Annotated in this window: 21 protein-coding genes, 1 tRNA gene and 2 rRNA genes; 15 read left to right on the top strand and 9 right to left on the bottom strand. The window is 59.7% G+C overall.

The annotated features are described in order from the left end of the window. The first annotated feature begins 3 nt into the window (after window positions 1-3). Entirely contained in the window at window positions 4-1,458 is a 1,455-nt protein-coding gene (locus tag A3L02_RS05970; RefSeq protein ID WP_088863076.1) for a replication factor C large subunit, read from the top strand. 52 nt (window positions 1,459-1,510) lie between these two features. On the opposite strand, the gene taw22 is transcribed toward A3L02_RS05970, so the two are convergent. Both taw22 and moaA read right to left on the bottom strand, forming a co-directional pair. Next, window positions 1,511-2,521, bottom strand: a complete 1,011-nt coding sequence (taw22, locus tag A3L02_RS05965) for a tRNA (guanine(37)-N1)/4-demethylwyosine(37)-methyltransferase Taw22 (protein ID WP_088863075.1) — start codon at window positions 2,519-2,521, stop codon at window positions 1,511-1,513. A gap of 38 nt (window positions 2,522-2,559) precedes the next feature. Beyond that, window positions 2,560-3,486 carry a GTP 3',8-cyclase MoaA gene (gene moaA / locus A3L02_RS05960; protein ID WP_088863074.1) on the bottom strand — a complete coding sequence of 309 codons (927 nt, stop codon included), beginning with the start codon at window positions 3,484-3,486 and terminating at the stop codon, window positions 2,560-2,562. A 126-nt stretch (window positions 3,487-3,612) separates the two neighbouring features. Between moaA and A3L02_RS05955 the strand changes: the two genes are divergently transcribed. Together A3L02_RS05955 and A3L02_RS05950 are read left to right on the top strand one after the other, a co-directional pair. Then, window positions 3,613-4,359: a hypothetical protein gene (locus tag A3L02_RS05955; RefSeq protein WP_088863073.1), complete on the top strand. Its 747-nt coding sequence runs from the start codon at window positions 3,613-3,615 to the stop codon at window positions 4,357-4,359. Then, window positions 4,325-5,740: a DUF402 domain-containing protein gene (locus A3L02_RS05950; protein ID WP_088863072.1), complete on the top strand. Its 1,416-nt coding sequence runs from the start codon at window positions 4,325-4,327 to the stop codon at window positions 5,738-5,740. Before A3L02_RS05955 ends, A3L02_RS05950 begins: the two co-directional genes overlap by 35 nt. Before the next feature lie 185 nt (window positions 5,741-5,925). Here A3L02_RS05950 and radB read toward each other — a convergent pair whose 3' ends face one another. Next, complete coding sequence (gene radB, locus A3L02_RS05945) at window positions 5,926-6,594, bottom strand: DNA repair and recombination protein RadB (protein WP_088863071.1); 669 nt, start codon at window positions 6,592-6,594, stop codon at window positions 5,926-5,928. A gap of 11 nt (window positions 6,595-6,605) precedes the next feature. After that, window positions 6,606-7,241 carry an MBL fold metallo-hydrolase gene (locus A3L02_RS05940; RefSeq protein WP_088863070.1) on the bottom strand — a complete coding sequence of 212 codons (636 nt, stop codon included), beginning with the start codon at window positions 7,239-7,241 and terminating at the stop codon, window positions 6,606-6,608. Between the two features lie 192 nt (window positions 7,242-7,433). Here A3L02_RS05940 and A3L02_RS05935 point away from each other — a divergent pair, with 192 nt between their 5' ends. From A3L02_RS05935 to A3L02_RS05910, 6 genes are all read left to right on the top strand, one after another. Then, complete coding sequence (locus A3L02_RS05935; RefSeq protein ID WP_088863069.1) at window positions 7,434-8,138, top strand: DUF1614 domain-containing protein; 705 nt, start codon at window positions 7,434-7,436, stop codon at window positions 8,136-8,138. Between the two features lie 53 nt (window positions 8,139-8,191). Beyond that, on the top strand, window positions 8,192-9,037 hold the full coding sequence (locus A3L02_RS05930) for a ribose-phosphate diphosphokinase (protein ID WP_088863068.1): 846 nt from the start codon (window positions 8,192-8,194) through the stop codon (window positions 9,035-9,037). 396 nt (window positions 9,038-9,433) lie between these two features. Further along, window positions 9,434-10,919: ribosomal RNA gene (locus A3L02_RS05925) — 16S ribosomal RNA — on the top strand. A gap of 53 nt (window positions 10,920-10,972) precedes the next feature. Continuing rightward, window positions 10,973-11,049: transfer RNA gene (locus tag A3L02_RS05920), tRNA-Ala, on the top strand. Between the two features lie 120 nt (window positions 11,050-11,169). After that, window positions 11,170-14,199 (top strand): 23S ribosomal RNA (locus A3L02_RS05915). Together the 16S and 23S rRNA genes with 1 tRNA gene alongside form the textbook arrangement of a ribosomal RNA operon. Window positions 14,200-14,399: 200 nt before the next feature. After that, a complete protein-coding gene (locus A3L02_RS05910) occupies window positions 14,400-14,966 on the top strand; it encodes a DUF366 family protein (protein ID WP_088863067.1) in 567 nt (188 codons plus the stop codon). Here the strand turns inward: A3L02_RS05910 and A3L02_RS05905 are convergent. Together A3L02_RS05905 and A3L02_RS05900 are read right to left on the bottom strand one after the other, a co-directional pair. Next, window positions 14,960-15,571, bottom strand: coding sequence for a diacylglycerol/polyprenol kinase family protein (locus A3L02_RS05905; RefSeq protein WP_088863066.1), 612 nt, complete (start codon window positions 15,569-15,571; stop codon window positions 14,960-14,962). The genes A3L02_RS05910 and A3L02_RS05905 overlap by 7 nt on opposite strands. Before the next feature lie 42 nt (window positions 15,572-15,613). Further along, the gene (locus tag A3L02_RS05900; RefSeq protein WP_088863065.1) at window positions 15,614-16,486 is read right to left on the bottom strand and encodes a PhoI; all 873 of its coding nucleotides are present in this window, start codon (window positions 16,484-16,486) and stop codon (window positions 15,614-15,616) included. A 133-nt stretch (window positions 16,487-16,619) separates the two neighbouring features. Here A3L02_RS05900 and lysS point away from each other — a divergent pair, with 133 nt between their 5' ends. After that, window positions 16,620-18,200, top strand: a complete 1,581-nt coding sequence (gene lysS / locus A3L02_RS05895) for a lysine--tRNA ligase (RefSeq protein WP_088863064.1) — start codon at window positions 16,620-16,622, stop codon at window positions 18,198-18,200. 115 nt (window positions 18,201-18,315) lie between these two features. Further along, complete coding sequence (locus tag A3L02_RS05890; protein ID WP_088863063.1) at window positions 18,316-18,900, top strand: indolepyruvate oxidoreductase subunit beta; 585 nt, start codon at window positions 18,316-18,318, stop codon at window positions 18,898-18,900. Window positions 18,901-18,916: 16 nt separating this feature from the next. On the opposite strand, the gene A3L02_RS05885 is transcribed toward A3L02_RS05890, so the two are convergent. Next, on the bottom strand, window positions 18,917-20,083 hold the full coding sequence (locus A3L02_RS05885) for an MFS transporter (RefSeq protein WP_088863062.1): 1,167 nt from the start codon (window positions 20,081-20,083) through the stop codon (window positions 18,917-18,919). Window positions 20,084-20,171: 88 nt separating this feature from the next. On the opposite strand from A3L02_RS05885, the gene A3L02_RS05880 reads away from it, so the two are divergent. The 4 genes from A3L02_RS05880 (at window position 20,172) to A3L02_RS05865 (ending at window position 24,189) form a co-directional block, all read left to right on the top strand. Then, a complete protein-coding gene (locus A3L02_RS05880) occupies window positions 20,172-21,086 on the top strand; it encodes a phosphate signaling complex PhoU family protein (RefSeq protein ID WP_088863061.1) in 915 nt (304 codons plus the stop codon). Window positions 21,087-21,149: 63 nt separating this feature from the next. Then, window positions 21,150-22,070: an isoaspartyl peptidase/L-asparaginase family protein gene (locus A3L02_RS05875; protein WP_088863060.1), complete on the top strand. Its 921-nt coding sequence runs from the start codon at window positions 21,150-21,152 to the stop codon at window positions 22,068-22,070. 72 nt (window positions 22,071-22,142) lie between these two features. Further along, complete coding sequence (locus A3L02_RS05870; protein ID WP_237268579.1) at window positions 22,143-23,255, top strand: MFS transporter; 1,113 nt, start codon at window positions 22,143-22,145, stop codon at window positions 23,253-23,255. Beyond that, window positions 23,245-24,189: a radical SAM protein gene (locus tag A3L02_RS05865; RefSeq protein ID WP_088863058.1), complete on the top strand. Its 945-nt coding sequence runs from the start codon at window positions 23,245-23,247 to the stop codon at window positions 24,187-24,189. Before A3L02_RS05870 ends, A3L02_RS05865 begins: the two co-directional genes overlap by 11 nt. Here A3L02_RS05865 and A3L02_RS05860 read toward each other — a convergent pair. Beyond that, window positions 24,161-24,670: a hypothetical protein gene (locus tag A3L02_RS05860; protein ID WP_088863057.1), complete on the bottom strand. Its 510-nt coding sequence runs from the start codon at window positions 24,668-24,670 to the stop codon at window positions 24,161-24,163. The genes A3L02_RS05865 and A3L02_RS05860 overlap by 29 nt on opposite strands. After that, complete coding sequence (locus A3L02_RS05855) at window positions 24,670-25,596, bottom strand: serine/threonine-protein kinase RIO2 (RefSeq protein WP_088863056.1); 927 nt, start codon at window positions 25,594-25,596, stop codon at window positions 24,670-24,672. The genes A3L02_RS05860 and A3L02_RS05855 overlap by 1 nt, the downstream gene beginning before the upstream one ends. Window positions 25,597-25,680: the final 84 nt, after the last annotated feature.

The following is a 25,680-nucleotide window of genomic DNA, read 5'->3' as shown; positions in this document are numbered from 1 at the left end:
GCCATGCCGGAGGTTCCGTGGGTCGAGAAGTACCGGCCGAGAAGGCTGAGGGACGTGATCAACCAGACCAAGGCGCTGGAGCAGGTTAAGGCCTGGATAGAGGCGTGGCTCTCGGGCAATCCGCCGAAGAAGAAGGCCCTCATCCTGGCCGGCCCGCCCGGCTCGGGCAAGACCACCACCGTCTACGCCATAGCCCGGGAGTATGGCTTCGAGATAATCGAGCTCAACGCCAGCGACGACAGAACCTACGAGAAGGTGGAACGCTACGTTCAAGCCGCCTACACCCTCGACATCCTCGGAAAGAGGCGGAAGCTGATATTCCTCGACGAGGCCGACAACATGGAGCCGAGCGGGGCGAGGGAGATAGCGAAGCTGATAGACAGGGCCAGGAACCCGATAGTTATGGGTGCCAACCGCTACTGGGAGGTTCCGAGGGAAGTAAGGAACAAGGCCCAGATAGTCCAGTACAAGCGGCTGACCCAGAGGGATATCATAAAGGGTCTCGTCAGGATCCTCCACGCCGAGGGTAAGACCGTTCCGAAGGATATCCTATACGAGATAGCCAAACGCGCCAACGGCGACATGAGGGCGGCGATAAACGACCTCCAGACCGTCGTCTCGGGAGGGGCCGGGGACGCGGTTGAGGTGCTCGCCTACCGCGACACTGAGAAGAGCGTCTTTCAGGCTCTGGCCCAGCTCTTCGCGACGGACAACGCCAAAAAAGCCAGGATGGCCGTTCTCGGTGTTGACATGTTTCCCCACGAGCTCCTCGAGTGGATAGACGAGAACCTGCCCTACGTCTATTACCGGCCCGGGGACATAGCTAAAGCCTACGAGGCCCTGAGCAGGGCGGACATCTACCTGAGCCGGGCCCAGAGAACCGGAAACTACGGCCTCTGGAAGTACGCGACGGACCTCATGACGGCCGGCGTCGCCGTTGCCGGCGTTAAGAAGAAGGGCTTCGTGAGGATATATCCGCCGAAGACGATAAAGCTCCTGACCGAGAGCAAGGCAGAGCGCTCGCTGAGGGACTCGATTCTCAAGAAGATCATGAAGGAGATGCACATGGCGAAGCCCGAGGCCCTCGAGACCCTCAACGTCCTGAGGGCCATCTTCGAGTACAACCCGGACATGGCGGCCCACTTCGTCGTCTACCTCGACCTCGACCTCAAGGAGGTGGAGTTCATAACGGGGGACGCGGAGAGGGCGAGGACGATATGGGGCAAGAGCATGAACATCGAGAAGAAGCTCAAGGAGAGGTCCAGGCTTGAGGAACACGTCAGGGCCGCCGTCGAAGAGAGGCGGGAAGAAAAAGCGGTGGAAGAGGAATCTGAGGAGAGCGAGGAAGAAGAGGTAAGCGAGGAAGAACTCCAGAGGGCCGAGGAAGAGGAGAGGGTCGATAAGCCAAAGAAGAAGGGCAAGCAGGCCACGCTCTTCGACTTCCTGGGGAAGTCGTAGTTCTTCCCGCGGTTTTTCCATCCTCTCCTTTAGTTCAGGTGAGGTCAAAGCTTCACCCAATCCTCACGTCCGCGCAGACCTTGAAGACGTGCGGCTTGAAGTCGCTCACCCGCTTGACCTTAACCCCGCAGTTCCTTCCCAGTTTCCGGCACTCGCCCAAGATCCTTTCCCTGAAGGATTCAAGTTTCGCCTCGTGGACGAAGTCGTAGTAGTGGAGCCAGCGCTCGGCCCTGGAGAGGGTTAAGCTCAGGGCGTCAACTCCACGGGGGGTGGGGCTTACGACGCGGTCGTAGCTTGGGAGTTCGGGGAGGACCTCGAAGGCGTCGCCGTGGATGAACTCTATTTTTCCCCTCAGCCTCTTGCTGTTCAGCTCGATGTTCTCGAGGCCGAGCTCGTAGGCGTCCCTGTTCAGCTCCACGGCTGTTATCTCCACCTTTTTATATCGCGCTATGACGAGGGCGTAGGGCAGGACGCCCGCGAAGGGAATGAGGATCCTCTCCCCATCCTGAACGAGTTTGGCCAGGCGGTACCTCTCGCCCTTCATCCGCGGGTTGAAGAACGCCTTACCCAAATCGACCTTTATCTCAACGCCGTTCTCCCTGTGGACCGTTTTCAGCCTTTTCTCACCCCAGATTATCGAGTAGTCCCTTATCCTGAAGGCCCCCTCGTGGAAGCCCTTCTTCGCCACCACCTTCAGGAATGGATGAACCTTCCGCAGGCCCCAGACGACCTCTTCAACCCGGTGCTCGAGCTCCTGCGGTATCTGAATGACCGCTATGTCGCCGATTACGTCGTACCGGCGGAGGTATCCGAGCTCCTCCTCGCTCAACCTCCCCCTCAAAACGTCCTCGAGGTTTTTGTATATCTGCCTCTCGGGCCTCAACGGGAGCTCAACCGGGAGAACCTCGTGGCCGAGCCCCTCGATCCGGGGGTCGTCGATGACCGGTAGGAGAACGAAGTCGCCTTCCCTTCTCGGCCGCCTCTTTCCATCGTAGAGGCCCAGCTTCTTCAGCCTCCTCTTAACCCCCTCCGCCTCCCGCTTCTCAACCCTTATCGCCGGCAACGTCTCACCGCCGTGAGTTGGAGAGGGACTTTAAAAACTCACTTCCAGTAGGGCTCGCGGATTAGGACGGCCCGCCTCATGATGTCGATCAGCTCGGAATCGCTCGCCCCCTTCCGCAGGGCCGTAACGAAGTCTATCAGATCGTCGTTCCTCAGGAGGCACGTCTTGAACTTCCCGTCGGAGGTTACCCGCAACCGCGTGCAGTTGGCGCAGAAGACGGTGTTGTGCATGGCCCTGACGACCTCCACCTCCGCCGTCCCGTGATCCGTCGGGATGAAGTACTTCTTCCGGCGGTGCATCCTCCTCTCGCGGACCTCGACGGCCATCTCCTCGAGCTTTCTCTCGACCGGTTTGAGCGGGTAGAAGTACCTCCGGAAGAACCCCGTCTCCTCGACCTCCCTCGGGGCCTCGAGCTCGATCAGCTGGAGTATCGCCCCCGTCCTCGCCGCGAAGTCCACCATGTCCCATATCTCGCCCTCGTTGAGTCCCTTCATGACGGTCATGTTGAGCTTTACGGGCGAGAGGTACCTCACCGCCTCCTCTATACCCTCGAGGACTGTTTCCAGCATGTCAACGCCGGTTATCCTTTTGTACACGTCGGGTTTGAGGCTGTGGAGCGAGACGTTGACCCTGTTGAGACCGGCCTTGGCCAGGGGCTTCGCCAGTTCCCTCAGCCGGCTCCCGTTGGTCGTCATGGAGAGGTCCACCAGATAGGGCTTTATCCGTCTCACGATCTCGATTATGTCGCCCCTGACGGTGGGCTCGCCGCCCGTGAGCTTGACCTTCCTTATCCCGAGCCTCGACGCCACGCTTACGATACGCTCTATCTCCCCGGGGGTGAGCTCGAGCCTCGCCCTGAAGCGCTGGCCCTCCCGGTGGCAGAAGAAGCACGAGTAGTTGCACTCCTGGGTTACCGAGATCCTCAGGTTCGTCACTGGTCTGCCGAAGCGGTCGTAGAGGGTCATTCAACCACCGGGATGGTTAGTATTCCAGCTTAAAAAAAGCTTTTGGGTAAGCCCTTTTGTTTAATCGGACTCATCGAAAACTACAAGTAGGGGGAAGGAGTAAGGATAAACTCAGGGGGTTTCCGCATGGACGTTGGGGCGGTTAAGGAGAAACTTTCGCGGCTTGAGGAGCTTCACTCCACCTTTGAGCGGGATTTTCCGGGTGTCTACGAGGAAAAGGACCCTGAGGTTCTTATGGAGAGGATAAGGGCACTCTACGCGTTGTCCGGGCAAAAGCTCGAGCTGGCGTCTGCCCTTTACCGCGAGGTTGGGGGTATCGGGGGTCGCGTTGAGGAGGGGGCGAAGGAGCTCTACCGCAACGAGCACCAGATGAAGTTCCGCCTCGAGGAGATACTGTCCATTCTCACCCGCGGACAGGACTACGATACGAGAACGAAGCTCTCCACCGCTATAGACAGGGTCGCGCAGTTCCACAGGATTTACGACTACGCCGTCAGGAAGGCGCTGGCAGAGATGCGCGGGGAGGTTGAGGGGCTGAGTCTGCTCTTCGAGGGCGAAAAGGAAAAAAAGGTACCCACTGGTATAATGGAGGAACTCGGAAAGGTTAAGAGGCTTGAGGTTGAGCTTGAGACCCTGAAGGCTTTCCTGTTCAGGCTGTACGCTCATCCGGGCGACGTTCACAAGGTTGAGGATGCGTTGAGGAACTGGCACTCCAGAGGACTGCTCTGGGTGGAGGCGAGAAACGTTGAGAAGCTCAGCGGCGTCGAGAACGCCGGGGAGATACTTGAGGGGCTCGCGCTCATGGGAGTGGTGGAAAAAAAGATGAGGGGTGGTGAAGGTGTCTACAGGCACAGGAGTTTCAGTTCGGGTTAGGGGCATCTACTCAACGGCCCTGACGAAGCTGTTCCTTGAGAGGGGCTTTGACATTGCCCAGCCGAGCAACAGAATCGTCGAGCGCTTCAACATCGAGAAGACCTACGAGGAGTTCGACGTCGACGTTTACGACAAGAGGGACCACCACGGGGTTATCCTCGTCGGAACGAAGGTTGAGGAGGTTAAGGCCGCCCTTGAGGACGAACTCGTGGACGTCTTCTTCAGGAGGCTCCCCTACCAGCTCTACGGTATCTACAAGGGGATAATAGTCAAGAAGGACGAGCGCTACGTTTACGTGGACATCGGGAGCGCCATCGGGACGATCCCGGCGAAGGAGCTACCGCGCGCGGCCGAGGGTGACGAGGTTCTCGTTCAGGTTAAGAAGCACAACCTCCTGCCCCAGCTCAGCCTCACCGTTACCATTCCCGGCGATTACGCGGTTCTGATCCCGAAGCCCGTTGGTGCCCAGAGGCACGTCAAGATATCCCGGAAGATAAAGGACGGGAAGGAGCGTGAGAGGCTCAGGATCCTCGGTCTCAGCATAGACCTCGGTGAATGGGGGATCCTCTGGAGAACCGCCGCGGCCTACAAGGACTGGAACACTCTCAGGGACGAGATAATAAGGCTCTCCAAGCTGGCCGAGAGGCTGGGGAAGGCGGACTCCCACACGGCCCCATCGCTCATCATCGAGGGCAGGAACATCTACGAGGTTGAGTTCGGGGGAGGGGCAAAGAGGAAGCTCGACGAGATAAGGAACAGGGTCGTTCCAACTGTTGAGGGCCACCACCAGCTGAAGGCCCACGACCCGGAGCTGAGCTTCGCGGTTGAGATAGCCGAGGGCATACTCTCGAAGGTTCCGGCGCAGGCCGGGAAGGTGAAGGCAGGCTTCTGGGAGGCGCTCATAGCCAACAAGGGGCCGAGAAAGGGGTGGCTCTTCAGCCTTGAACACTACAAGCCCGACGGCCAGAGGGTCAAGATAGGGCCCGGGGAGGTAATAGAGGTCTCTATGAACCCCCTGAAGGTAACCTTCAAGCGCCACCTCAAGCCCGGAAAGTTCTACGACGGCCTCGAGCTCCCAATAGAGTTCGGTGACTACGCGATAACCGAGATAGAGGCCGGGAAGTGGTGGTTCGTGCACAGGTACTACGACAGAAACGGGAACCTCAAGGGCGAGTACTACAACATCAACACGCCGGTGGAGATATACCCCGACGAGGCCCGCTACGTGGACCTCGAGGTGGATATAGTTAAGTGGCCCGACGGCAAGAAGGAGATAGTCGACAAGGATAAACTCGCGGCCCACTACGAGGACGGTATCATCACGGAGAAGCTCTACCGCTCCGTCCTCAGGATAGCCCAGGAAGTTTACGACAGGGTTTAGGTTCGTCTCCCCACTCTTTTTGCTTTTCTTTGACTTCAGTGAGAAGTGGTCTCTCCTATCGAGGACTTCTTATTACTTGTCTGTCCAAGTAGAGCAGTTTGGTCTGTTGGCAGAACGAAATCAAAGGCCGCTGATCTTCCCGCCGAGATATTACCCATTCGGTAATATACCAACTCGGCAATATTTCACCTGACCAGGTATTCTTCGATACCCCTATCCGTTATCCTGAGGTGGACCATTCCCCCCTCCGGCCGAAAGCGGTGCCTCTCGAGTATCGCGACCCGTAGTCCCGGCGTGTTGAGCTTGTCCAGCCTGAGGATGTCCTTGGTGCGGTAGTTGAGCGTGTGCTCCGCCACGGCCCTCATCCTCCCGGTCCTGCTGTCGAAGTGGACCTGGTTGATGACGATAACGGGGATTCGGTTCTTCCGCGCTATGAACAGCAGAACCTGGAGCTGCTTGGCCAGCTCGTTGCTGAGGTTCCTCCTCTGCTCCTCCGCGCGGTAGTGGGCCGTCAGCGAATCCACGACCACCAGGGAGAAGGAGCCGTCGACGACCTTCTTCAGGCCCCCTATAACCCTTCTCTGCTCCTTGAAATCCCCGGGTGTGAAGAGGATGAACCTCTGAAGGGCCTCTTCGGGGTCCAGCCCCCTCGCCTCCGCCATCTGGCTCAGCCTCTCCGGGGAGAAGCCGCCCTCCGTGTCGACGTAGGCGACCTTTCTCGAGCTGAGGAGACCAATCTGAACCGCGAGGGTTGTCTTCCCGGTGGCGAAACTCCCGTAAACCTGCGTCAGAACGCCCTCGGCTACGCCCCCGCCGAGAAGCCCGTCGAGCGACTCTACTCCCGTGGTGAGCATCCAACCCACCGCTACAAGGTGAGCTCCTCGTAGAGCTCCATGGGGCGGACCATGGTCCAGACCCGCCTCTTTTTCAACTCTTCCCGGAGCTTCTCGACGCTTCCGTCCCCGTAGACCCCGTAGTGCATCGGGATGACGATCCTGGGCCTTATGTCCTCCACTATCTGCGCCGCCTCACGCTCGTTTGCCGTTGAGCGCCCGCTGATGGGGACCATGAGGACGTCGACCTTTCCCCTAAGCTTCTGGAATATCGGTGTCGAGTACGTGTCCCCCGTGTGGAAGACCCTCTTGTCGCCCTCTATCAGGTATCCCAGGGGGTGCTGGCTGGATGGGTGCTCCACGTACACGGCGGTGACTCTAACGCCGTTCTCGAGCTCTATGGTCTGCCCTTCCTCTATCTCCTTCGCCCTCGTTATTCCGTCGCTGATCGCCATCAGGTAGACCTGCTTCGGTCCAATCACCGTCGCGTTTCTCAGCCTTGAGAGCAGCTCGACCTTGCCGTAGTGGTCAACGTGCTCGTGGGTTATCAGTATGTAGTCGACCTCTCCGATTCTGTCGTCGTCAACCTCAGGATACGGGTCGATGAGCAGTCTCACGCCCTTCGTCTCGACCCAGAAGCACGCGTGTCCATACCAGATAATCCTCATCGGTTATACCTCCTTTCGTTGCTTGGTTGAGGTGGACTTAAAGTTTTTCGTCGGGGTTCCGGTGGGTTTTGACGGCCCGGGAAAACTTCACCGGTGTATCCTATTCCCGTGGTATCGATAGCCGTCAAGGATTTAAATCATCCGGAGCGTATATTCCTGATGTGTGAGTTCCGATCAACACGGTGATGGAAGATGGGTAGAAGGCATTTCATAATCCCTCCCGTTTCAATTCCGGTTCTCCTGGTGATGTTCGTTCTGTTCCTCGCGGTCTTTATCATGTTTTCGAGCGCCGTGATGGTCGCCTTTGAGAGGCTTGGAATACCTCCGGAAGTTGCCTACACCCTCTTTCTTTTCTCACTCCTCGGTAGCTTCATCAACATCCCCATAGCCGAGGAGACCACCTACGAGCCGGTAATTGGTTTGAGGGAGGTTCGCTTCTTCGGCATCCTCTACCCCGTTCCCTATTTCGACTGGGCCGAGAGGAAGGTGGTGATAGCGGTAAACGTTGGCGGTGCCCTCGTCCCCCTCAGCGTCGTCCTCTACGAGGTCTTCAGGCTACTCTACCTCGGCCGGTTTGCCCTTCTCTTTAACGCGCTTCTGGCCACCCTGATAGCGGCCCTCTTCAGCCACGCCTTCGCCAGACCCGTTAGGGGCCTCGGCATAGCCATGCCGATGTTCCTGCCCCCGGTTATAGCTGTGATCCTCGGATGGTTCCTGGGGGACGGTGATCCCGCCCTCGTCGCCTACGTCAGCGGGACGATGGGCGTTCTCATAGGCGCGGATCTGATGAACTGGAAGAGGATCAAGAACCTCGGGGCACCCATGGTCAGCATAGGCGGCGCCGGAACCTTCGACGGCATATTCCTCGCGGGCCTCATTGCCGTCCTTCTGGTATGACGGTGGTTTTATAAGGTCTGAATTGGACACCTCAACGGCAAAAGGTGATGCCCATGTTCGCGGTTGGAAGCGGCGGTAAACACCTCGAGGACGAGATAAGGGCCCTCGGCGGCGAGATCCTCGGCGTTGAGATAAAGAAGTTCCCGGACGGCGAGAAATACGTCAGGGTTCTCGGTTCCCTGGATGGGGAAGGGGTTACGGTCGTTCAGTCGACCTTTGCGCCCCAGGACGAGCACCTGGTCGAGCTTATCCTCCTCGCCGATGCCCTCCGCGAGGCCGGGGCCAAGAGGCTCCGCGCGGTGGTTCCTTACCTTGCTTACTCCAGACAGGACCGGGTGACGAAGGACGGCGAGCCTGTGAGCGTCAGGGCCGTGCTCCGGACAATTGGCCTCTACTACGACGAGCTCTACGTCTTCGACCTCCACAACCCCGGGACGCTGGGGTTCTTCCCCGGAAAGGCCGTCAACCTCTCACCGGCGGGGGTCATGGCGGATTACTTCGGGGAGAAACTCGGTGAGGGGGTGATCCTCGCCCCGGATAAAGGTGCCCTCGGGAGGGCGAGGGCCGTTGCCGAGAGGCTGGGCCTCGAGTACAGCCACTTTCACAAGACCCGTATCTCCCCGACGGAGGTCAGGATGGAGCCGGTTGACGTTGACGTCAGGGGAAGGAACGTGCTCATAGTCGATGACATCATAAGCACCGGCGGAACTATGATCCGGGCGGCCAACCTGCTGAGGGAGATGGGTGCCGGGAAGATCTTCGTTGCGGCGACGCACGGGGTCTTCGCCGAAGGGGCCATAGAGAGGGTGAGCAGGGCCGTCGACGAGCTGGCGGTCACCAACACCATACCCACCCCCGTTTCCAGGATAAGCGTGGTGCCGGAGATGGTGAGGCTGTGAGCTTGCCACGTCCCAAGCCCATGAGGTTTTGCCTTTTTTATGTTAAAAATTTCGAAATTGGCCCGGGGTTTTTGAGGGTTTCTTTTTCAAAAAGGGAAGCGCGGAACGTTTTTGCAAAAATTTTTCACTGCGGGGGTTTCGGCCTATTGGGTGGAGCGCCCGAACAGGGCGCGACGAAACCCGGGCGCCATGACGGCGGCGTCGGGGGGACAGGGTGCAAAGTACCCAACCATGAACCCCGCCCTCCAGCCCGGGTCACAAAAAGGTGCGCTCCCGAGGAAACGCCGAAAGGCGGACCCCTCGGGGGTAAGGCAGGCCCGACATCCCGACTAAACCCCGGACGGATATTTGGTACTTCCCCTTGAGGGAAGTCCCACCGGCCGTACTCCTTGCTCAATTCCGGTTGATCCTGCCGGAGGCCACTGCTATGGGGGTCCGACTAAGCCATGCGAGTCATGGGGCGCCTTGCGCGCACCGGCGGACGGCTCAGTAACACGTCGGTAACCTACCCTCGGGAGGGGGATAACCCCGGGAAACTGGGGCTAATCCCCCATAGGCCTGAGGTACTGGAAGGTCCTCAGGCCGAAAGGGGCTCTGCCCGCCCGAGGATGGGCCGGCGGCCGATTAGGTAGTTGGTGGGGTAACGGCCCACCAAGCCGAAGATCGGTACGGGCCATGAGAGTGGGAGCCCGGAGATGGACACTGAGACACGGGTCCAGGCCCTACGGGGCGCAGCAGGCGCGAAACCTCCGCAATGCGGGCAACCGCGACGGGGGGACCCCCAGTGCCGTGGCAACGCCACGGCTTTTCCGGAGTGTAAAAAGCTCCGGGAATAAGGGCTGGGCAAGGCCGGTGGCAGCCGCCGCGGTAATACCGGCGGCCCGAGTGGTGGCCGCTATTATTGGGCCTAAAGCGTCCGTAGCCGGGCCCGTAAGTCCCTGGCGAAATCCCACGGCTCAACCGTGGGGCTTGCTGGGGATACTGCGGGCCTTGGGACCGGGAGAGGCCGGGGGTACCCCTGGGGTAGGGGTGAAATCCTATAATCCCAGGGGGACCGCCAGTGGCGAAGGCGCCCGGCTGGAACGGGTCCGACGGTGAGGGACGAAGGCCAGGGGAGCGAACCGGATTAGATACCCGGGTAGTCCTGGCTGTAAAGGATGCGGGCTAGGTGTCGGGCGAGCTTCGAGCTCGCCCGGTGCCGAAGGGAAGCCGTTAAGCCCGCCGCCTGGGGAGTACGGCCGCAAGGCTGAAACTTAAAGGAATTGGCGGGGGAGCACTACAAGGGGTGGAGCGTGCGGTTTAATTGGATTCAACGCCGGGAACCTCACCGGGGGCGACGGCAGGATGAAGGCCAGGCTGAAGGTCTTGCCGGACACGCCGAGAGGAGGTGCATGGCCGCCGTCAGCTCGTACCGTGAGGCGTCCACTTAAGTGTGGTAACGAGCGAGACCCGCGCCCCCAGTTGCCAGTCCTTCCCGCTGGGGAGGAGGCACTCTGGGGGGACCGCCGGCGATAAGCCGGAGGAAGGAGCGGGCGACGGTAGGTCAGTATGCCCCGAAACCCCCGGGCTACACGCGCGCTACAATGGGCGGGACAATGGGATCCGACCCCGAAAGGGGAAGGGAATCCCCTAAACCCGCCCCCAGTTCGGATCGCGGGCTGCAACTCGCCCGCGTGAAGCTGGAATCCCTAGTACCCGCGTGTCATCATCGCGCGGCGAATACGTCCCTGCTCCTTGCACACACCGCCCGTCACTCCACCCGAGCGGGGTCCGGATGAGGCCTGATCTCCCTTCGGGGAGGTCGGGTCGAGTCTGGGCTCCGTGAGGGGGGAGAAGTCGTAACAAGGTAGCCGTAGGGGAACCTACGGCTCGATCACCTCCTATCGCCGGAAAGTCCGTCCGGGGGGTTTAAGGGATGTCGGGCCTGCCATCCGTGGGCCGGTAGCTCAGCCTGGGAGAGCGTCGGCTTTGCAAGCCGAAGGCCCCGGGTTCGAATCCCGGCCGGTCCACCACGAAGAGGTGCACATCCCAAGCCCCGCTTGGGATGGAAGGGTCCGAGACCCCGAACAGGGGTCACGATGAGGACCGTGCACAGGCCGATTGACCCAAAAAATGCCCAGCCCCCTGAGTAGGGGGCAGAGAACCTAAGCCGTCTGGTGGATGGCTCGGCTCGGGGCGCCGACGAAGGGCGTGGCAAGCTGCGATAAGCCCCGGCGAGGCGCAGGCAGCCGTCGAACCGGGGATTCCCGAATGGGACCTCCCGCGGCTTTTGCCGCACTCCCAGTCGGGAGGGGGAACGCGGGGAATTGAAACATCTTAGTACCCGCAGGAAAAGAAAGCAAAAGCGATGCCGTTAGTAGGGGCGACCGAAAGCGGCACAGGGCAAACTGAACCCTCCGGGGAAACCCGGAGGGGATGTGGTGTAGTAGGGCCCTGCACTGGAGCCTCGAGGGTGAAGCCGAAGTCCGCTGGAACGCGGCGCCGTAGAGGGTGAAAGCCCCGTAGGCGTAAGCCCTCAGGCTCCTGCAGGGTTCCTGAGTACCGTCGGTCGGATATCCGGCGGGAAGCTGGGAGGCATCGGCTCCCAACCCTAAATACGTCCCGAGACCGATAGCGAACTAGTACCGTGAGGGAAAGCTGAAAAGCACCCCTGGCAGGGGGTGAAAAGAGCCTGAAACCAGACGGCGATAGGTGGGTGCGGCCCGAAAGGGTTGACCCTCCCCGAAGGAAACACGGGCGACCGTGGAGTACGAGGGGAGGCGACCGGGGTTGCACCGTCCGTCTTGGATCACGGGGCAGGGAGTTCACGGCCGTGGCGAGGTTAAGGGGGTTAACCCCGAAGCCACAGGGAAACCGACAGGTCCGCAGCCCGTAAGGGTGAGGGACGGGGTGTGAAAGCGCCCGGAGTCACGGCCGTGAGACCCGAAGCCGGTCGATCTAGCCCGGGGCAGGGTGAAGTCCCTCAACAGAGGGATGGAGGCCCGATAGGGGTGCTGACGTGCAATTCGCTCCCGTGACCCCGGGCTAGGGGTGAAAGGCCAATCGAGGCCGGCGATAGCTGGTTCCCGCCGAATTATCCCTCAGGATAGCCCGGCCGGAGGTAGGTGGTGGGGTAGAGCACTGATTGGGGGTTTAGGGGGAGAAATCCCCCGGCTCCCTGTCAAACTCCGAACCCACTGCCGCCGTAGAAGGCCGGAGTAGGGTGACGGTGTAAGCCGTCAACCGAGAGGGGAACAACCCAGACCGGGGTTAAGGCCCCTAAATGCCGGCTAAGTGTTACTCCAAAGGGCGTCCCTGGCCTTAGACAGCGGGGAGGTAGGCTTAGAAGCAGCCATCCTTTAAAGAGTGCGTAACAGCTCACCCGTCGAGGTCAGGGGCCCCGAAAATGGACGGGGCTTAAGCCGGCTGCCGAGACCCCGGCGCACGGACCGATTGGTCCGTGATCGGGTAGGCGGGCGTGCCGGTGGGGTGGAAGCCGGGCCGTAAGGTCCGGTGGACCCGTCGGTATTGTGGATCCTGCCGGGAGTAGCAGCATAGCCGGGTGAGAATCCCGGCCGCCGAAGGGGCCAGGGTTCCACGGCAATGTTCATCAGCCGTGGGTTAGTCGGTCCTAAGCCAGTCCGTAACTCGGCGCTGGCGAAAGGGAAACGGGTTTATATTCCCGTACCGCGGTGGTAGGTGCGGCAACGCAAGCCCGAGGGGTGACGCCTCGGGGTAGGCGGACCGGCCCACAAGGCCGGCTAAGCGTATAAGTCCGGGGAGTGCCGTAATGGCGAGAACCGGATGAAAGCGCGAATGGCCTCCCGTAAGGGGGGTTCCGCCGATCCCTGGGGCCCGTGAAAAGCCCCTCGGGAACGATCCACCGCGACCGTACCGAGAACCGACACAGGTGCCCCTGGGTGAGAAGCCTAAGGCGTGTCGGGGGAAACCCAGCCGAGGGAACTCGGCAAATTGGCCCCGTAACTTCGGGATAAGGGGTGCCTGCGGGTGCGTAACCCGCAGGTCGCAGTGACTCGGGGGACCCGACTGTTTAGTAAAAACACAGGTCCCAGCTAGCCCGAAAGGGTTTGTACTGGGGCCGACGCCTGCCCAGTGCCGGTATGTGAAGCCCGGGTCCAACCGGGTGAAGCACCGGTAAACGGCGGGGGTAACTATAACCCTCTTAAGGTAGCGAAATTCCTTGTCGGTTAAATGCCGACCTGCATGAATGGCGTAACGAGGTCCCCACTGTCCCCGGCTGGGGCCCGGCGAAACCACTGCCAGGCGCATATGCCTGGGACCTCCGGTGGGAAGCGAAGACCCCATGGAGCTTTACTGCAGCCTGCCGTTGCCGTACGGCGGGGGGTGCGCAGCGTAGGCGGGAGGCGTCGAAGCCCGCCTTCCGGGGCGGGTGGAGCCGTCCATGAGACACCGCCCACCCTCTGCCGTACGGCTAACCCCCGACGGGGGGACAGCGGTAGGTGGGCAGTTTGGCTGGGGCGGCACACCCTCGAAAAGGTATCGAGGGTGCCCTAAGGTCGGCTCAGGCGGGTCAGGAATCCGCCGTAGAGTGCAAGGGCAAAAGCCGGCCTGACTGGACCCGTAACAGAGGCGGGTCCAGCCGCGAAAGCGTGGCCTAGCGAACCCCTGTGCCTCCCCGGTGGGGGCCAGGGATGACAGAAAAGCTACCCTGGGGATAACAGAGTCGTCTCGGGCGAGAGCCCATATCGACCCCGAGGCTTGCTACCTCGCTGTCGGCTCTTCCCATCCTGGCCCTGCAGCAGGGGCCAAGGGTGGGGGTGTTCACCCATTAAAGGGGAACGTGAGCTGGGTTTAGACCGTCGTGAGACAGGTCGGATGCTATCTACCGGAGGTGTTGGCCGCCTGAGGGGAAGGCTCCCCCAGTACGAGAGGAACAGGGAGCCGCGGCCTCTGGTCTACCGGTTGTCCTACAGGGCACAGCCGGGCAGCTACGCCGTGTCCGATAAGGCCTGAAAGCATCTAAGGCCGAAGCGGTCCCCGAAAATAGGCGGCCACTCCCAGGCGCAGGGGGTCGGGCGACCGGTCCTTTGCCTGGGACGAGGGCTCGGGAAGAAGACCCGTTTGATGGGGCGGGGATGTAAGCGGGAAGGGAAACCGACCCGTTCAGTCTGCCGCTCCCAATCGCCCGAGGTTTCTGCCTCTGAAAGGGGGGCTGGGCATTTGATAGGTCAATCGGCCTGTGCACGGTCCTTCTGATCCTCGTTTCTGTTCCCGTTGTGTCATACAGTTGAATCCTCTTCGATCTACTGCACCGGTAAGACCAGGCTTTTTACGGTGATTTCCCGCAACCATTAAAACCCGCTCAGCGAAGCCCTTTCGGTGAGTTACAAGGGGTGATCCTATGGACCTGCTCATCGTGAAGGATAGGCGCATAGACTACGACGGTTCGGCCATAAGAAGCCACTGGGCCTACCGGAACTTCGGGATACTCGGGAACTCACTCGTCGTCTTTCGGGGGGCCTGCGACGTCAAGGTCGAGGAGATGATAGACATCGAGGACCTCCGCGCAAGCAAGGAGATCAGGAGCGACGACATGGTGCACTACATAGTCGAGGTCTTTGACCTTGTAAACGCTCTCTTCGCCTCGACTTTGCAGAAGCTCTTCATCGCCAGGCTCTGCGAGGTTCTCAGTGAGTACGGCGTGAAAACCGAGAGAAAGGGCGACGACATCTACGTTGAGGGAAGGAAGCTCAGTATCTCCATAGCGACGGTCTCGCCCGTGAGCGTCAAGATCCACATCGGGATGAACGTGGAGGCGAAGGGGATTCCGGAGGGCGTTGATGCCATCGGCCTGAAGGAAATAGGAATCGACGATATCGGGGAGTTCATGGAGAGAACCGGAAGGGCCCTCGTTGGGGAGTTCGAAAAGGTGAAGAAGGACAGCCTCAAGGTCCGGTGGGCTCAGTAAAGGAAGAACAGCGCGCTTCCGACGAGCGGAACCGCCAAGTTGTCGTCGAGCCACGGCTGATACTCCGCGAGCATCAGAATGGCCGCCCACCCTATTTTTCCAGCGATTCCAGCCTTAAGGAGCGGGAACGCTATCACAAGGGCCGTTACGAAATAGCCAAGGCTTCCGGTCCAGTGTTTCTTCAGCTTCACGTTGAAACCGTGCCTTCTGAAGTAGTGGTGCCTTATTATCCCAGTAACGCCGTCGCTGATCGCCATCACCAGGAGGAGGGCCGTTGCGTACTCCCGCGTCAGTATCAACGGAACGATCGCGGCCGAGAGGGCGAAGAAGACCTCCCCGTAGTTGTGCTCTACCTGGTACCACGAGAGCTCCCTTCTCAGGAGATGCGGCCAGAGCTGAGAGAGGCCGATGAGGAAAGCCGCCCCGCTGAACACCCACACAGGAATATCCCCGTAGTAAAGCATCAGAACCGCCGGGACGATGCTGAAGTGAATCACCTTCCTGTTCACCCAGGCCCATTCAGATCCGAGCTTCTTCGTGAGCCCTATGGCGAGCAGGATGAAGGAAGCCGCTGCCGCTGTGTACCAGACCCACTCCGGAAACATGGTTCCACCTAAAAAATAAAAGAGGGGGTCGGCTTAAATAGTTTAGCCAAACGCCCTCCCAACCGTCTCGAGTGCCGCGAGGAAATCGCTCCCGTGAACAACGATGTACCAGTCGTCGGTTCTCGCCAGCTCCCCGCGGGATTTTCCTACGAGCTCGCCGTAGAGCCCCTGAATCTTAACCCTCGGCTCCACGGTTGAGAGCTTGAGGGTTATCTCGCTCGGTTTCCCGTTCTCCCAGACGATCCCCACCTTCAGCCCAGCGCGCGTTTCCTTCCTCTTCTTCAAACCGAGCCTCAGGTAGCGGAGCCTCTCCTCGGGGAGACCGTTCTCCTTAGCCTTCTCCCTGAGGTACTCCTCGGCCAAGGTTAACCCGTGGAGTCCGAGCGCGTAGCCGAAAACCGGAATCCCGAGGTCCTTTCCGCGTTTCCCCTTGTAGGCGTAGACCTCTATCCTCCCGCCTGAGCCCCTGGACGCGGTGTAAAAGCCGCCGTCGTCCTCTTCCCTGAGCCCATCGAGGGAATCCACGAGTTCTCCGTACACCGAGAAGGGAAGCGAAAAGCTCGCCCACGTTCCCCATATCCTCGGCGGAACCGTGGTGAACCCCAGCTCCTCGAGGTGGTATTCAAGGGGCTTCGGCCTCAGTATCATAAATCCCCTCTCCGTGGGCTCCATCTCAAGGAGTGCCCTCTCACCGGGTACCGCGGCGAACTTGCCATCACTTTCAAAGTCCCTGGCCTTTAGCAGTCTGTTTCTTCGGATGCGTCTCTCCTCCATCGAGCTCACGACGACCGGAACCGGCGTCTTCCTTCCGCTCTCCCTGTCGTACGGCACCTTAAAGCCGGCCTTGAGGAGTTCCTCCTGGATCTCCAGGGAAGCCGGAAAGAAGGCGTTCATCCTGCGCATCTCTACTTCCATTGGGATGCCCCCTTGTTACTCTCACCGATTGTTTTACTGTCAGTGTTTATAAAATTTTCCGTTTTTGTAGTTGTTACAGGGGACAGAGCTTAACCTTAAAAGGTCCCCATCGGAGCTAAACCAGGTGGTGAAGATGGTTCACTGGGCGGATTACATGGCGGAGAAGATAATCAGGGAGCGCGGCGATAAGGAGGAGTACGTCGTTGAGAGCGGGATAACGCCGAGCGGTTACGTTCACATAGGCAACTTCAGAGAGTTCTTTACCGCTTACATAGTCGGCCACGCCCTGCGCGACAGGGGGAAGAGGGTCAGGCACATCCACATGTGGGACGACTACGACCGTTTTAGAAAGGTTCCGAAGAACGTCCCGGCCGAGTGGAAGGAGCACCTCACGAAGCCGGTCAGGGAGGTTCCAGACCCATGGGGTTGCCACGACAGTTACGCGGAGCATTTCATGGAGCTCTTCGAGAGCGAGGTGGAGAGGCTGGGCATAGAGGTCGATTTCCTGCACGCCTACGACCTCTACAAGTCGGGTGAGTACGCCGGGGAGGTGAGGCTCGCCCTGAGCAGGCGTGATGAGATAAAGGCCATCCTCGACAAGTACCGCGAGAGGGCGAAGCAACCGCCCCTCGACGAGAGCTGGCAGCCGGTCATGGTTTACTGCCCGAAATGTGGGAAGGAGGCCGACTTCGTCTCCTGGGACGGTGAATGGAAGGTCTCCTACCGTTGCCCCCACTGCGGGAGCGAGGGCGAGGTCGACATAAGGGACGGCAGCGTCAAGCTCCGCTGGCGCGTCGACTGGCCGATGCGCTGGGCCCACTTCAAGGTGGATTTCGAGCCCGCGGGAAAGGACCACTTGGCCGCTGGTGGCTCCTACGACACCGGAAGGGAGATAGTGGAGAGGATCTTCGGCTGGCCAGCCCCGATAGACCTGATGTACGAGTTCGTGGGGATCAAGGGACAGAAGGGCAAGATGTCGGGGAGCAAGGGCAACGTCATACTCCTCAGCGACCTCTACGAGGTCCTTGAGCCCGGGGTGGTACGCTTCATCTACGCAAAGGCGAGGCCCAACAAGGAGCTCAAGATAGACCTCGGCCTCGGCCTGCTCAACCTCTATGATGAGTTCGACAGGGTGGAGAGGATCTACTTCGGGCTGGAGCACGCGAAGAGCCCTGAGGAGGAAGAGGAGCTTAAGCGAACCTACGAGCTCTCGATGCCGAGGGTTCCGGAGAGACTCGCCGCGCAGGCCCCCTTCAGGTTCCTCGTTACGCTCGTCCAGATGCCCCACCTGGACGACGACGGGATAATAAGGGTTCTCCAGGAGCAGGGCCACGTCCCCGGGAACCTAACCGGGGACGACGTCGAGCGGATAAAACTGCGCATCAGACTCGCCAGGAACTGGGTTGAGAGGTACGCCCCCGAGAACGTGAGGTTCAGCATCCTCGAGAAACCGCCGGAGATCCAGCTGAAGTCCGAGGTGAGGGAGGCCATGCTCGAGGTGGCGGAGTGGCTCGAAAGCCACGAGAGGTTCACGGTTGACGAACTCAACAACGCCATCTACGACGCCGCGAAGAAGCGTGGAATTCCGAGCAAGGAGTGGTTCAGGGCCCTTTACAACGTCTTCATCGGCAAGGACCGCGGCCCGAGGCTCGCTCCCTTCCTGGCCTCCCTCGACAGGGAGTTCGTCGTAAGGCGCCTCCGTCTAAATGGCTGAGCCTTTCGGCTTTTCTCACTCCTTTTGAGGTATTTTCGGTGTCTCAATTGGCTCGCCGAATTTTCTTGCCAACAGGTTTTTATCGCCTCCCTCCCAGTGTCTCCCGGTGGTGTCCATGGAGTTTAATCTGATAATCACGGGCGTCGGTGGGCAGGGCGGTCTGACCCTTTCGAGGATAGTGGGAAACGCCGCCATGCACGAGGGCTACAACGTAAGGATAGGAGAGACCCTTGGCATGAGCCAGCGCTACGGAAGCGTCCTCAGCTACCTCCGCTTCGGTGAGGACGTCTACTCCCCGCTCATCGAGGAAGGAAACGCTGACCTCATGCTCGCCCTCGAACCTGCTGAGGCCCTGAGGAACGCCCGCTTTCTGGGGAGGGATAGCGTCGCGATAATCAACGCCTACCCGATTCACACGGCTACGACGCTCGTCGGCAAGGAGAGGTACCCTGGGCTCGGGGAGGTTGAGGAGGCCATCGGGAGAATATGCCCCGTCCACATGATGGACTTCCAGCGCGAGGCCGATGGGATAAACCCCAGAACGCTCGGCGTCCTGATGCTCGGCTACGCCCACGGAAAGGGCCTGGTTCCCCTCAGGAAGGAATCCCTGATGGAGGGAATAAGGCTCACCCTGAAGGAAAAACTCTGGGACTTCAACTTCAGGGCCCTCGAGAGGGGAATCGAGCTCGCCAGGGGTTGACTTTTTTGACCTTTTCTCATTCATTATACCTTATGAAGAAGACGTAGAACAGGGATGTTGCCACGACGTAGAGGGTGGCCGTCGCGTAGAAGGGGTAGCTCATTGACATACCGAAGAGCAGGCCGCCGAAGTAGTTCCCTCCGGCGCGCATGAACGTCGAAAACGCCCTCCTTATTCCGGCGGCGGTAGCCTTCTCCTCCGTCGAGAAAAAGCCCATCATGAAGGAGTCGTTTACGGGCCAGACTACGTTCATGAGGATGGAGCGGGCGACGTAAAGAACCGCGGCCAGCAGGAACGTCTCTATGGAGGGAAATATCGCAAAGAGAAACGCCGCAACGCTCTGGAAGGATGTTATGACCTTGACGGGCCCTATCCTCTCGACCAGCTTCGGGAGGGAGAAGGAGCCCAGGCCCATCGTCAACTGCTGGAAGAAGAATATCCCGCTTATGGCGGCCAAGGTTTGCCCGAACCGGAGCTTGAAGTAGAGGCTCATGTAGGGGATGGTTATACCAGCCCCGAAGCCTATCAGCGCACTCGGGAGGGAGAACTTGAGTATCCTGACCGTCAACTCCCGGTTCCAGTTTATCCGCGGGTTCTTCACAGGGACGTCGCGGATCATGAGCAGGGCCGGGATCACGATGGCGAACTGGAGGAGGGCCACGCTTATCACCAGCCGGTAAGCTACGCCCTCCGTCAGCCCGAGCCCCTGCAGAAAACCCGGGGCAAAGCCGGCTATGAGCACGCCCAGGGCGTTGAAAATCGTCCCCAGCCCGAAACTTATCGAGAAGGCGTGGTGTCTGAGTTTATCGCCGACTTCCTCGCTCAGCAACGCCGCGAAGTTCGGCTGTCTCAGTCCCATGTTCGCCCCCACCAGAAAGAAACCGAGGGCCAGGGCGTACCTGTTGGGGGCCAGAACCTGCAGAACCCTGCCTGCAAGACCGAGAAGCGCCCCCAGGAGCAGGGTTTTCCTGTATCCGAGGCGGAGCGATACCCCGCCGGCTATAAGGAAGAACAATCCCCCCGTGAAGGTCTGTATCGAGAAGAACGTCCCCATATCGACCATGTCGTAGCCCAGGGCCATCAAATAGAAGGGCATGATGAACATCGAGAACTGGAGGAAGAGCTGACCCGCCGCGTTCGCCCCTATCAGTATCCTCGCGTCCCTGCCGTAGTTCCTGAGCATGCGATAATGTTAATCTTAGCGTTTATAAGTCTATCGAACTGAAGCTTTTTATACCTATCCTCCTCTCTATATATCAGCGGTGGTATCTATGGAGTTCAGGAAGATTCAATTTACCGGCCGGAGTTCATACATAATCTCCCTTCCAAAGAAGTGGGTGAGGGAGCACGGACTCAAGCAGGGCGACACGGTTCCCCTCACGGTGAACCCCGATGGGAGCGTAACGATATTCCCAAAGGAGCCCAAGGACGTGAGCGAGAAGAAGATCCTCCGCATCTCAAGGGAGTACTCCCCGGACATGGCGGTCCGACTCCTCATCTCCGCCTACATCCAGGGCTACGACGTCCTCGAGATCCACCTCGGTGAGGAGATGCCGATATACAAGGTGAAGATACGAAAGATCCTCCAGAGCCTTCCCGGCGTCGAGATGATACTCGACGAGCCCCAGCGCATCGTCGCCAAGAGCCTCCTCGACGAGGAGGAGATAAACCTCGCCGAACTCCTCAACAGGATCCGCTCGCTGGTTCTTTCGATGCTCGGCGACCTCGAGCTCCTCATAGCCTCTCCGGGCGACGATGAAATACTGCGCGACATAAACGACCTCGAGAACGAGCTGGACAGGTTCTACTTCCTTATAATCCGGGCGGTGAACAGGCTCCTGAGCAAGCGCGGCGTCACGGAGGAGAGCGGCATAATCAGGAGAACCTTTGACCTGATCGGTGTGCTGTTCATAGTCCGCAACATCGAGCGCATAGGAGACCACATAACGAGGATAGCCGAGAACCCCGGCAGGATAAACGTCCCCTACCTTAAGGAGAAGTTCGGTCAGATGATGGCCCAGATCGAGGAGCGCGATTTGGAGAGGATAGACCGGCTAATGCTCGAGCTGAAGGAGGAGATACGCTCCGTTGACTACCGTCAGTCGATAGCCCTCGAGAGCTACCGCAGAATCCTCGAGTACCTCGAGAACATCGGCGAGACGATAATCAACATGGCGTTAAGTTGACGCTTCTTTTCCCGTTTCCATAATCCTTTTAACCGTTCGAGGGCTTTTTATCTCGGTGGTTCCATGCCGGCGATAGTAGTTCACGGTGGTGCTGGCACCATACGTAAGGAGGAGCGCATTCCAAAGGTCATCGAGGGCGTTAAGGAGGCCGTTTTAGCAGGCTGGCGCGAGCTCAAGAAGGGTTCCGCCCTCGACGCGGTCGAGGAGGCCGTTAAAGTTCTGGAGGACAACCCCCTCTTCAACGCGGGCACAGGGAGCGTTCTCACCCTCGACGGCAGAGTTGAGATGGACGCGGCGATAATGCGTGGGAAAACGCTCGAGGCGGGGGCGGTGGCCGGAATCTGGGGAGTCAAAAATCCGATAAGCGTCGCGAGGAAGGTCATGGAGAAGACCGACCACGTTCTCCTAAGCGGCGAGGGGGCCGTGAAGTTCGCCAGGCTCATGGGTTTCGAGGAGTACAACCCCGTAACCGACGAGAGGCTGAAGCAGTGGGAAGAGCTCAGGAAAAAGCTGCTCGAGAAAGGGGAAGTGAAACACTGGAAAAAGCTCAACGAGCTTATCAAAGAGTACCCGGAGGTTCTCAGGAGCACGGTTGGCGCTGTGGCCTTCGACGGGGACGAGATCGTCGCCGGAACCTCGACGGGCGGCGTCTTCCTCAAGACCTTCGGCAGGGTTGGCGACACCCCGATAATCGGCGGCGGAACCTACGCCAACGAGGTGGCGGGAGCCTCATGTACGGGCCTCGGGGAGGTCGCCGTAAAGCTCGCCCTGGCCAAGTCTGCCACGGACTTCGTCCGCCTCGGGATGGACGCGGGGGCGGCGAGTGAGGCCGCGATAAGCCTCGCGACGCGCTACTTCGGCAAGGACACGATGGGCATCATAATGGTTGACTCCAGGGGCAACGTTGGTTTCGCCAGGAACACGAAGCACATGAGCCACGCCTTCATGAGGGATGGAATGGACGAACCTGTCGCGGGGGTTTGAGCCATCGAGAGAACCCTGAGGAACATCTGGCTCCTCAACCTCTCGACCTTCTTTTTCTTCCTCGGGATAAGCGTGGTCAATCCAATCATCTCGCCCTTCGCCATAACCCTCAGGGCCACACCCTTCATCGTCGGCCTCGTTGCCGGCATCGCTTCCATCGTCTCACTCCTCTCAAAGCCCGTGGGCGGTCTCGTAGGGGATAGGGGATACCGTTTCCAGGCTATGATAGCGGGCAACCTCCTCGGGGTTCTCGCCGGCCTCCTCTACGTGACCTCCGCGTTAGTTGGGAGTCTGTGGATCTTTGCCTTCGCACGCGCCATCCACGGCTTTTCGATGGGCCTGTTCTTTCCATCGAGCCTCTCCACGGCGGTTGACCTCGCGCCGCGGGGCCGCGTCGGCGAGACCCTCGGGTGGCGCGGTATGATGTTCTCGCTGGGCAACATAATAGGCCCTGCCCTCGGGGGCTACCTCTCCGATATCCTCGGCTTCCTCGGGGCTTTCACCTTCACCATAGCTTTTTCCCTCATCGGGGCACTTCTCGTCGTCCCGGTCTGGAGGGCCGCTGGAGGAAGAATGGAGACGGGGACCGTTTCAGGGAATGAAGTGGGTTACTCCGAGCTTTTGAGGGTTGGCTTCATCTCAGCTTCTCTCTCACTTTTCTTCTTCACCTTCTCCTACGCGGGGGTCGTGACGTATCTGCCGGCACTCTACAAGGTCCTCGGAATGCCCCAGAGGGTGTTCGGCTTCTACATGATGGTTATCGGGGTGGCGAGCTTTGTGATGAGGCTCATCGGGGGCAGGAGCGCCGATAGGATGGGCCCGATCCCGGTGATAAGGGCGGGCATGTTGCTGGTGATTTCGGGCTACGTCACGCTCCTCTTCGGCGAGCTCCCGCCGTATTCCTATCTCAGCGCCGTCCTCATAGGGGCCGGCTTCGGTCTATCCGTTCCCGCGATGCAGCTGATGGCCCTGGGCGACCTCCCCCCCAGGATCAGAACGATGGGCTCGAGCGTCTACACCATGTTCTTCGACCTCGGGATGCTCGGGGGGCAGATAGCCCTCGGCTACGTGGCGGACCTCAGGGGTTACGCGGGGATCTTTCCCCTGCTCCCGTTCATCGCGGCCGCATCGCTTATAATAGTCCACGCCCCTCTCATCGTTGGAGGTAAAGGCCATGAGGATTAGGGTCTCCTATGGAACCGCGATAACCATGGGGCTGATAAGGGCCAGGATGCTCGCCAGACCGACAACCGCTTATCTCATGACCTACCACGATGGGCGGTGCAGGAACAACTGCGCCTTCTGTCCCCAGGCGAGGGAGAGCAAGGCGGACCTGAAGAAGCTCTCCAGGATAACATGGCCGGATTTCGACGTTGAGGACGTCGTTGAGGCCCTCCCAAAGGGCGGGTTCGCGAGGATATGCCTCCAGACCGTCGATTACCCCGGACTGGTCCGGGACGTTCTCGAACTCCTCGACCTCTTTGAACCGCTTGGAATTCCCGTCTCGGTTTCGATAACGCCCGTTGATAGGGCCGCCCTCAGGGAGTTCAGATCGCGGAACGTTGACTACGTAGGCGTCGGCCTCGACGTGGCAAGCGAGCGGCTCTATCCGGAGATAAAGGATTCCCTCTACTCCTGGGAGGATATGTGGCGCTTCACGGGGGACGTCGTTGACGTATTCGGCCAGGGAAGGGCCCTCGTTCACCTGATAATTGGCCTGGGGGAGACCGACAGGGAGGCCGTGGAGACCATCCAGCGGGCTTATTCCGTGGGTGCCGAGGTTTCGCTCTTCGCCTTCACTCCCGTGAAGGGAACCCGCCTCGAGAACGCGAAACCACCGAGCCTTGGAAGGTACAGGCGTATCCAGGTCGCCCACTACCTCATAAGGGAGGGACTCGCCTCCATCGGTGACTTTCGGTTCGAGGACGGCCGTCTCGTGAGTTTTGGAATCGACCCCGATGAACTCGCCTCGATGATTCCCCCCGAGGTCTTCGCCACCCACGGCTGTCCCGGTTGCAACAGACCGTACTACAACGAGAGACCAAAGGGAGAGCCCTACAACTTCCCGGAAAGGCCGGGGGAGGACTACGTCATGCGCGTCTTCCGTTCTCTCCTTTGAGGATGTTCATTATATCGTTGAGCTCCTCAACCGAGAACCTCTCCTCGACCTCTTCTCCCCTCGCCACCTTTATCAGTGCCCTCACAAAGCGGTGGAGTTCCTCGTCGTCCTTTACAAGATCCAGCGTGACGTCCATGTCCTCCGCGAGGTCGCCGAGCCTTCCCTCCCCCTTGATTATGAAGAGGATGTCTCCGAGCCGCTTTATCCCGAGCTTGTAAAGTCCCTCGCTGGATGCCCTGTGGATTCCCCTGATGGCGCACTTAACCGCTCCCCGGTAGTTGTCCTCCTGGATGAAGATCTCCGCGAGCCTGAAGCACGCCTCGAAGTAGAGGGCCGGTTCTTCCTCCCTCGCCAGTTCCATTATCTCGTCGAGCTTCCTCTTCGCCCCCTCAAGATCCCTTAGGTTCTCGGCCCTCAAAGCCTCCTGAAAGAGCCTCATAATCCTCTCGTGCCTCTCCTGGGGTTCGTATTTTACCACCATCACGCCTCACCCCTGCTCTCGAGCCATGCCCTCTCGAAATCCGGCCAGACGTCCTCAAACCTCTTTTTCACGCCCCACCTTCTCCTGAAGGCGTTGAGGAGCACGGTTACGTCCCGCTTAAGGAGCTCATAACTCTCCGGGTTGGCCGTCGTAGTGTACTGCGCCCAGTCGATTATCAGGATGTCCCCGTCGTCCTTCAGAACTATGTTGAACTCACTCATGTCCGAGTGGACGATGCCGAAGCGGACCACCTTGAGATACTCCCCCAGAACCGCCTCGAGCACCTCCTTCGCCTTCCCGGTGGAGAGGTCGGTGTCGCGAAGCTCCGCCAGTTCCATTCCATCTATGAACTCCATCACGAGAACGTGTCTGTTCCAGGCTATGGGCCTCGGCACCTTGGCTATCGGGCTGAGCAGAACCAGGGCGTCGTACTCCTTCTTCGCTATCAGCCTCGAGACGTAGAGCCAGCTCGTGTGGCGTTTGTCCTGAAAGACATCCCCGTGGTAGGCCGCTTTCCGCGAGGCGGTTCTCCCACCTATCCTGTTGAACTTCACCGCCACCCTCTCGCCGGTGGGGGTTACCCCAACGTACACGTCGGCGTCCTTCCCCACGCCTATCTGCGCCGTGCTTATGGCCTCAACCACACCTTTCCTGGCCAGCGCCCTCATGGCGAGGACATCGTAGCCGTGTATCGTCAGCTGGTAGCCGATGTAGCCCATGTCGCTCCGTCTCCTGACGAGGGAGAGCTCGTCGAGCTTTCCCAGCCGGAAGGAGGCGGTTTCAACGTCAACCCTCGCGAAGCGCGCTATGTCCTCCAGCGGAACCCACCGGTGGTGGCGCATGTTCAGCTCCACTCCCCGGAGTATCCTGAAGTCGAGGTCGCGCAGGTTGGGGTACGCCTCGAGCGCCAGCAGCTTGCTCACCATTCGCCCACTCCCTGGAGTCCCTTCTCCGTCTGGACTTATAAAGGTAGTTGACCCTGTATCCAATAGGCTTTTAAACGCTTAGTT

This window comes from Thermococcus celer Vu 13 = JCM 8558 (assembly GCF_002214365.1).
Lineage (GTDB): Archaea > Methanobacteriota_B > Thermococci > Thermococcales > Thermococcaceae > Thermococcus > Thermococcus celer.
Note: the sequence above shows the minus strand (reverse complement) of the source record. Positions and strands in the feature narration are given on the sequence as shown.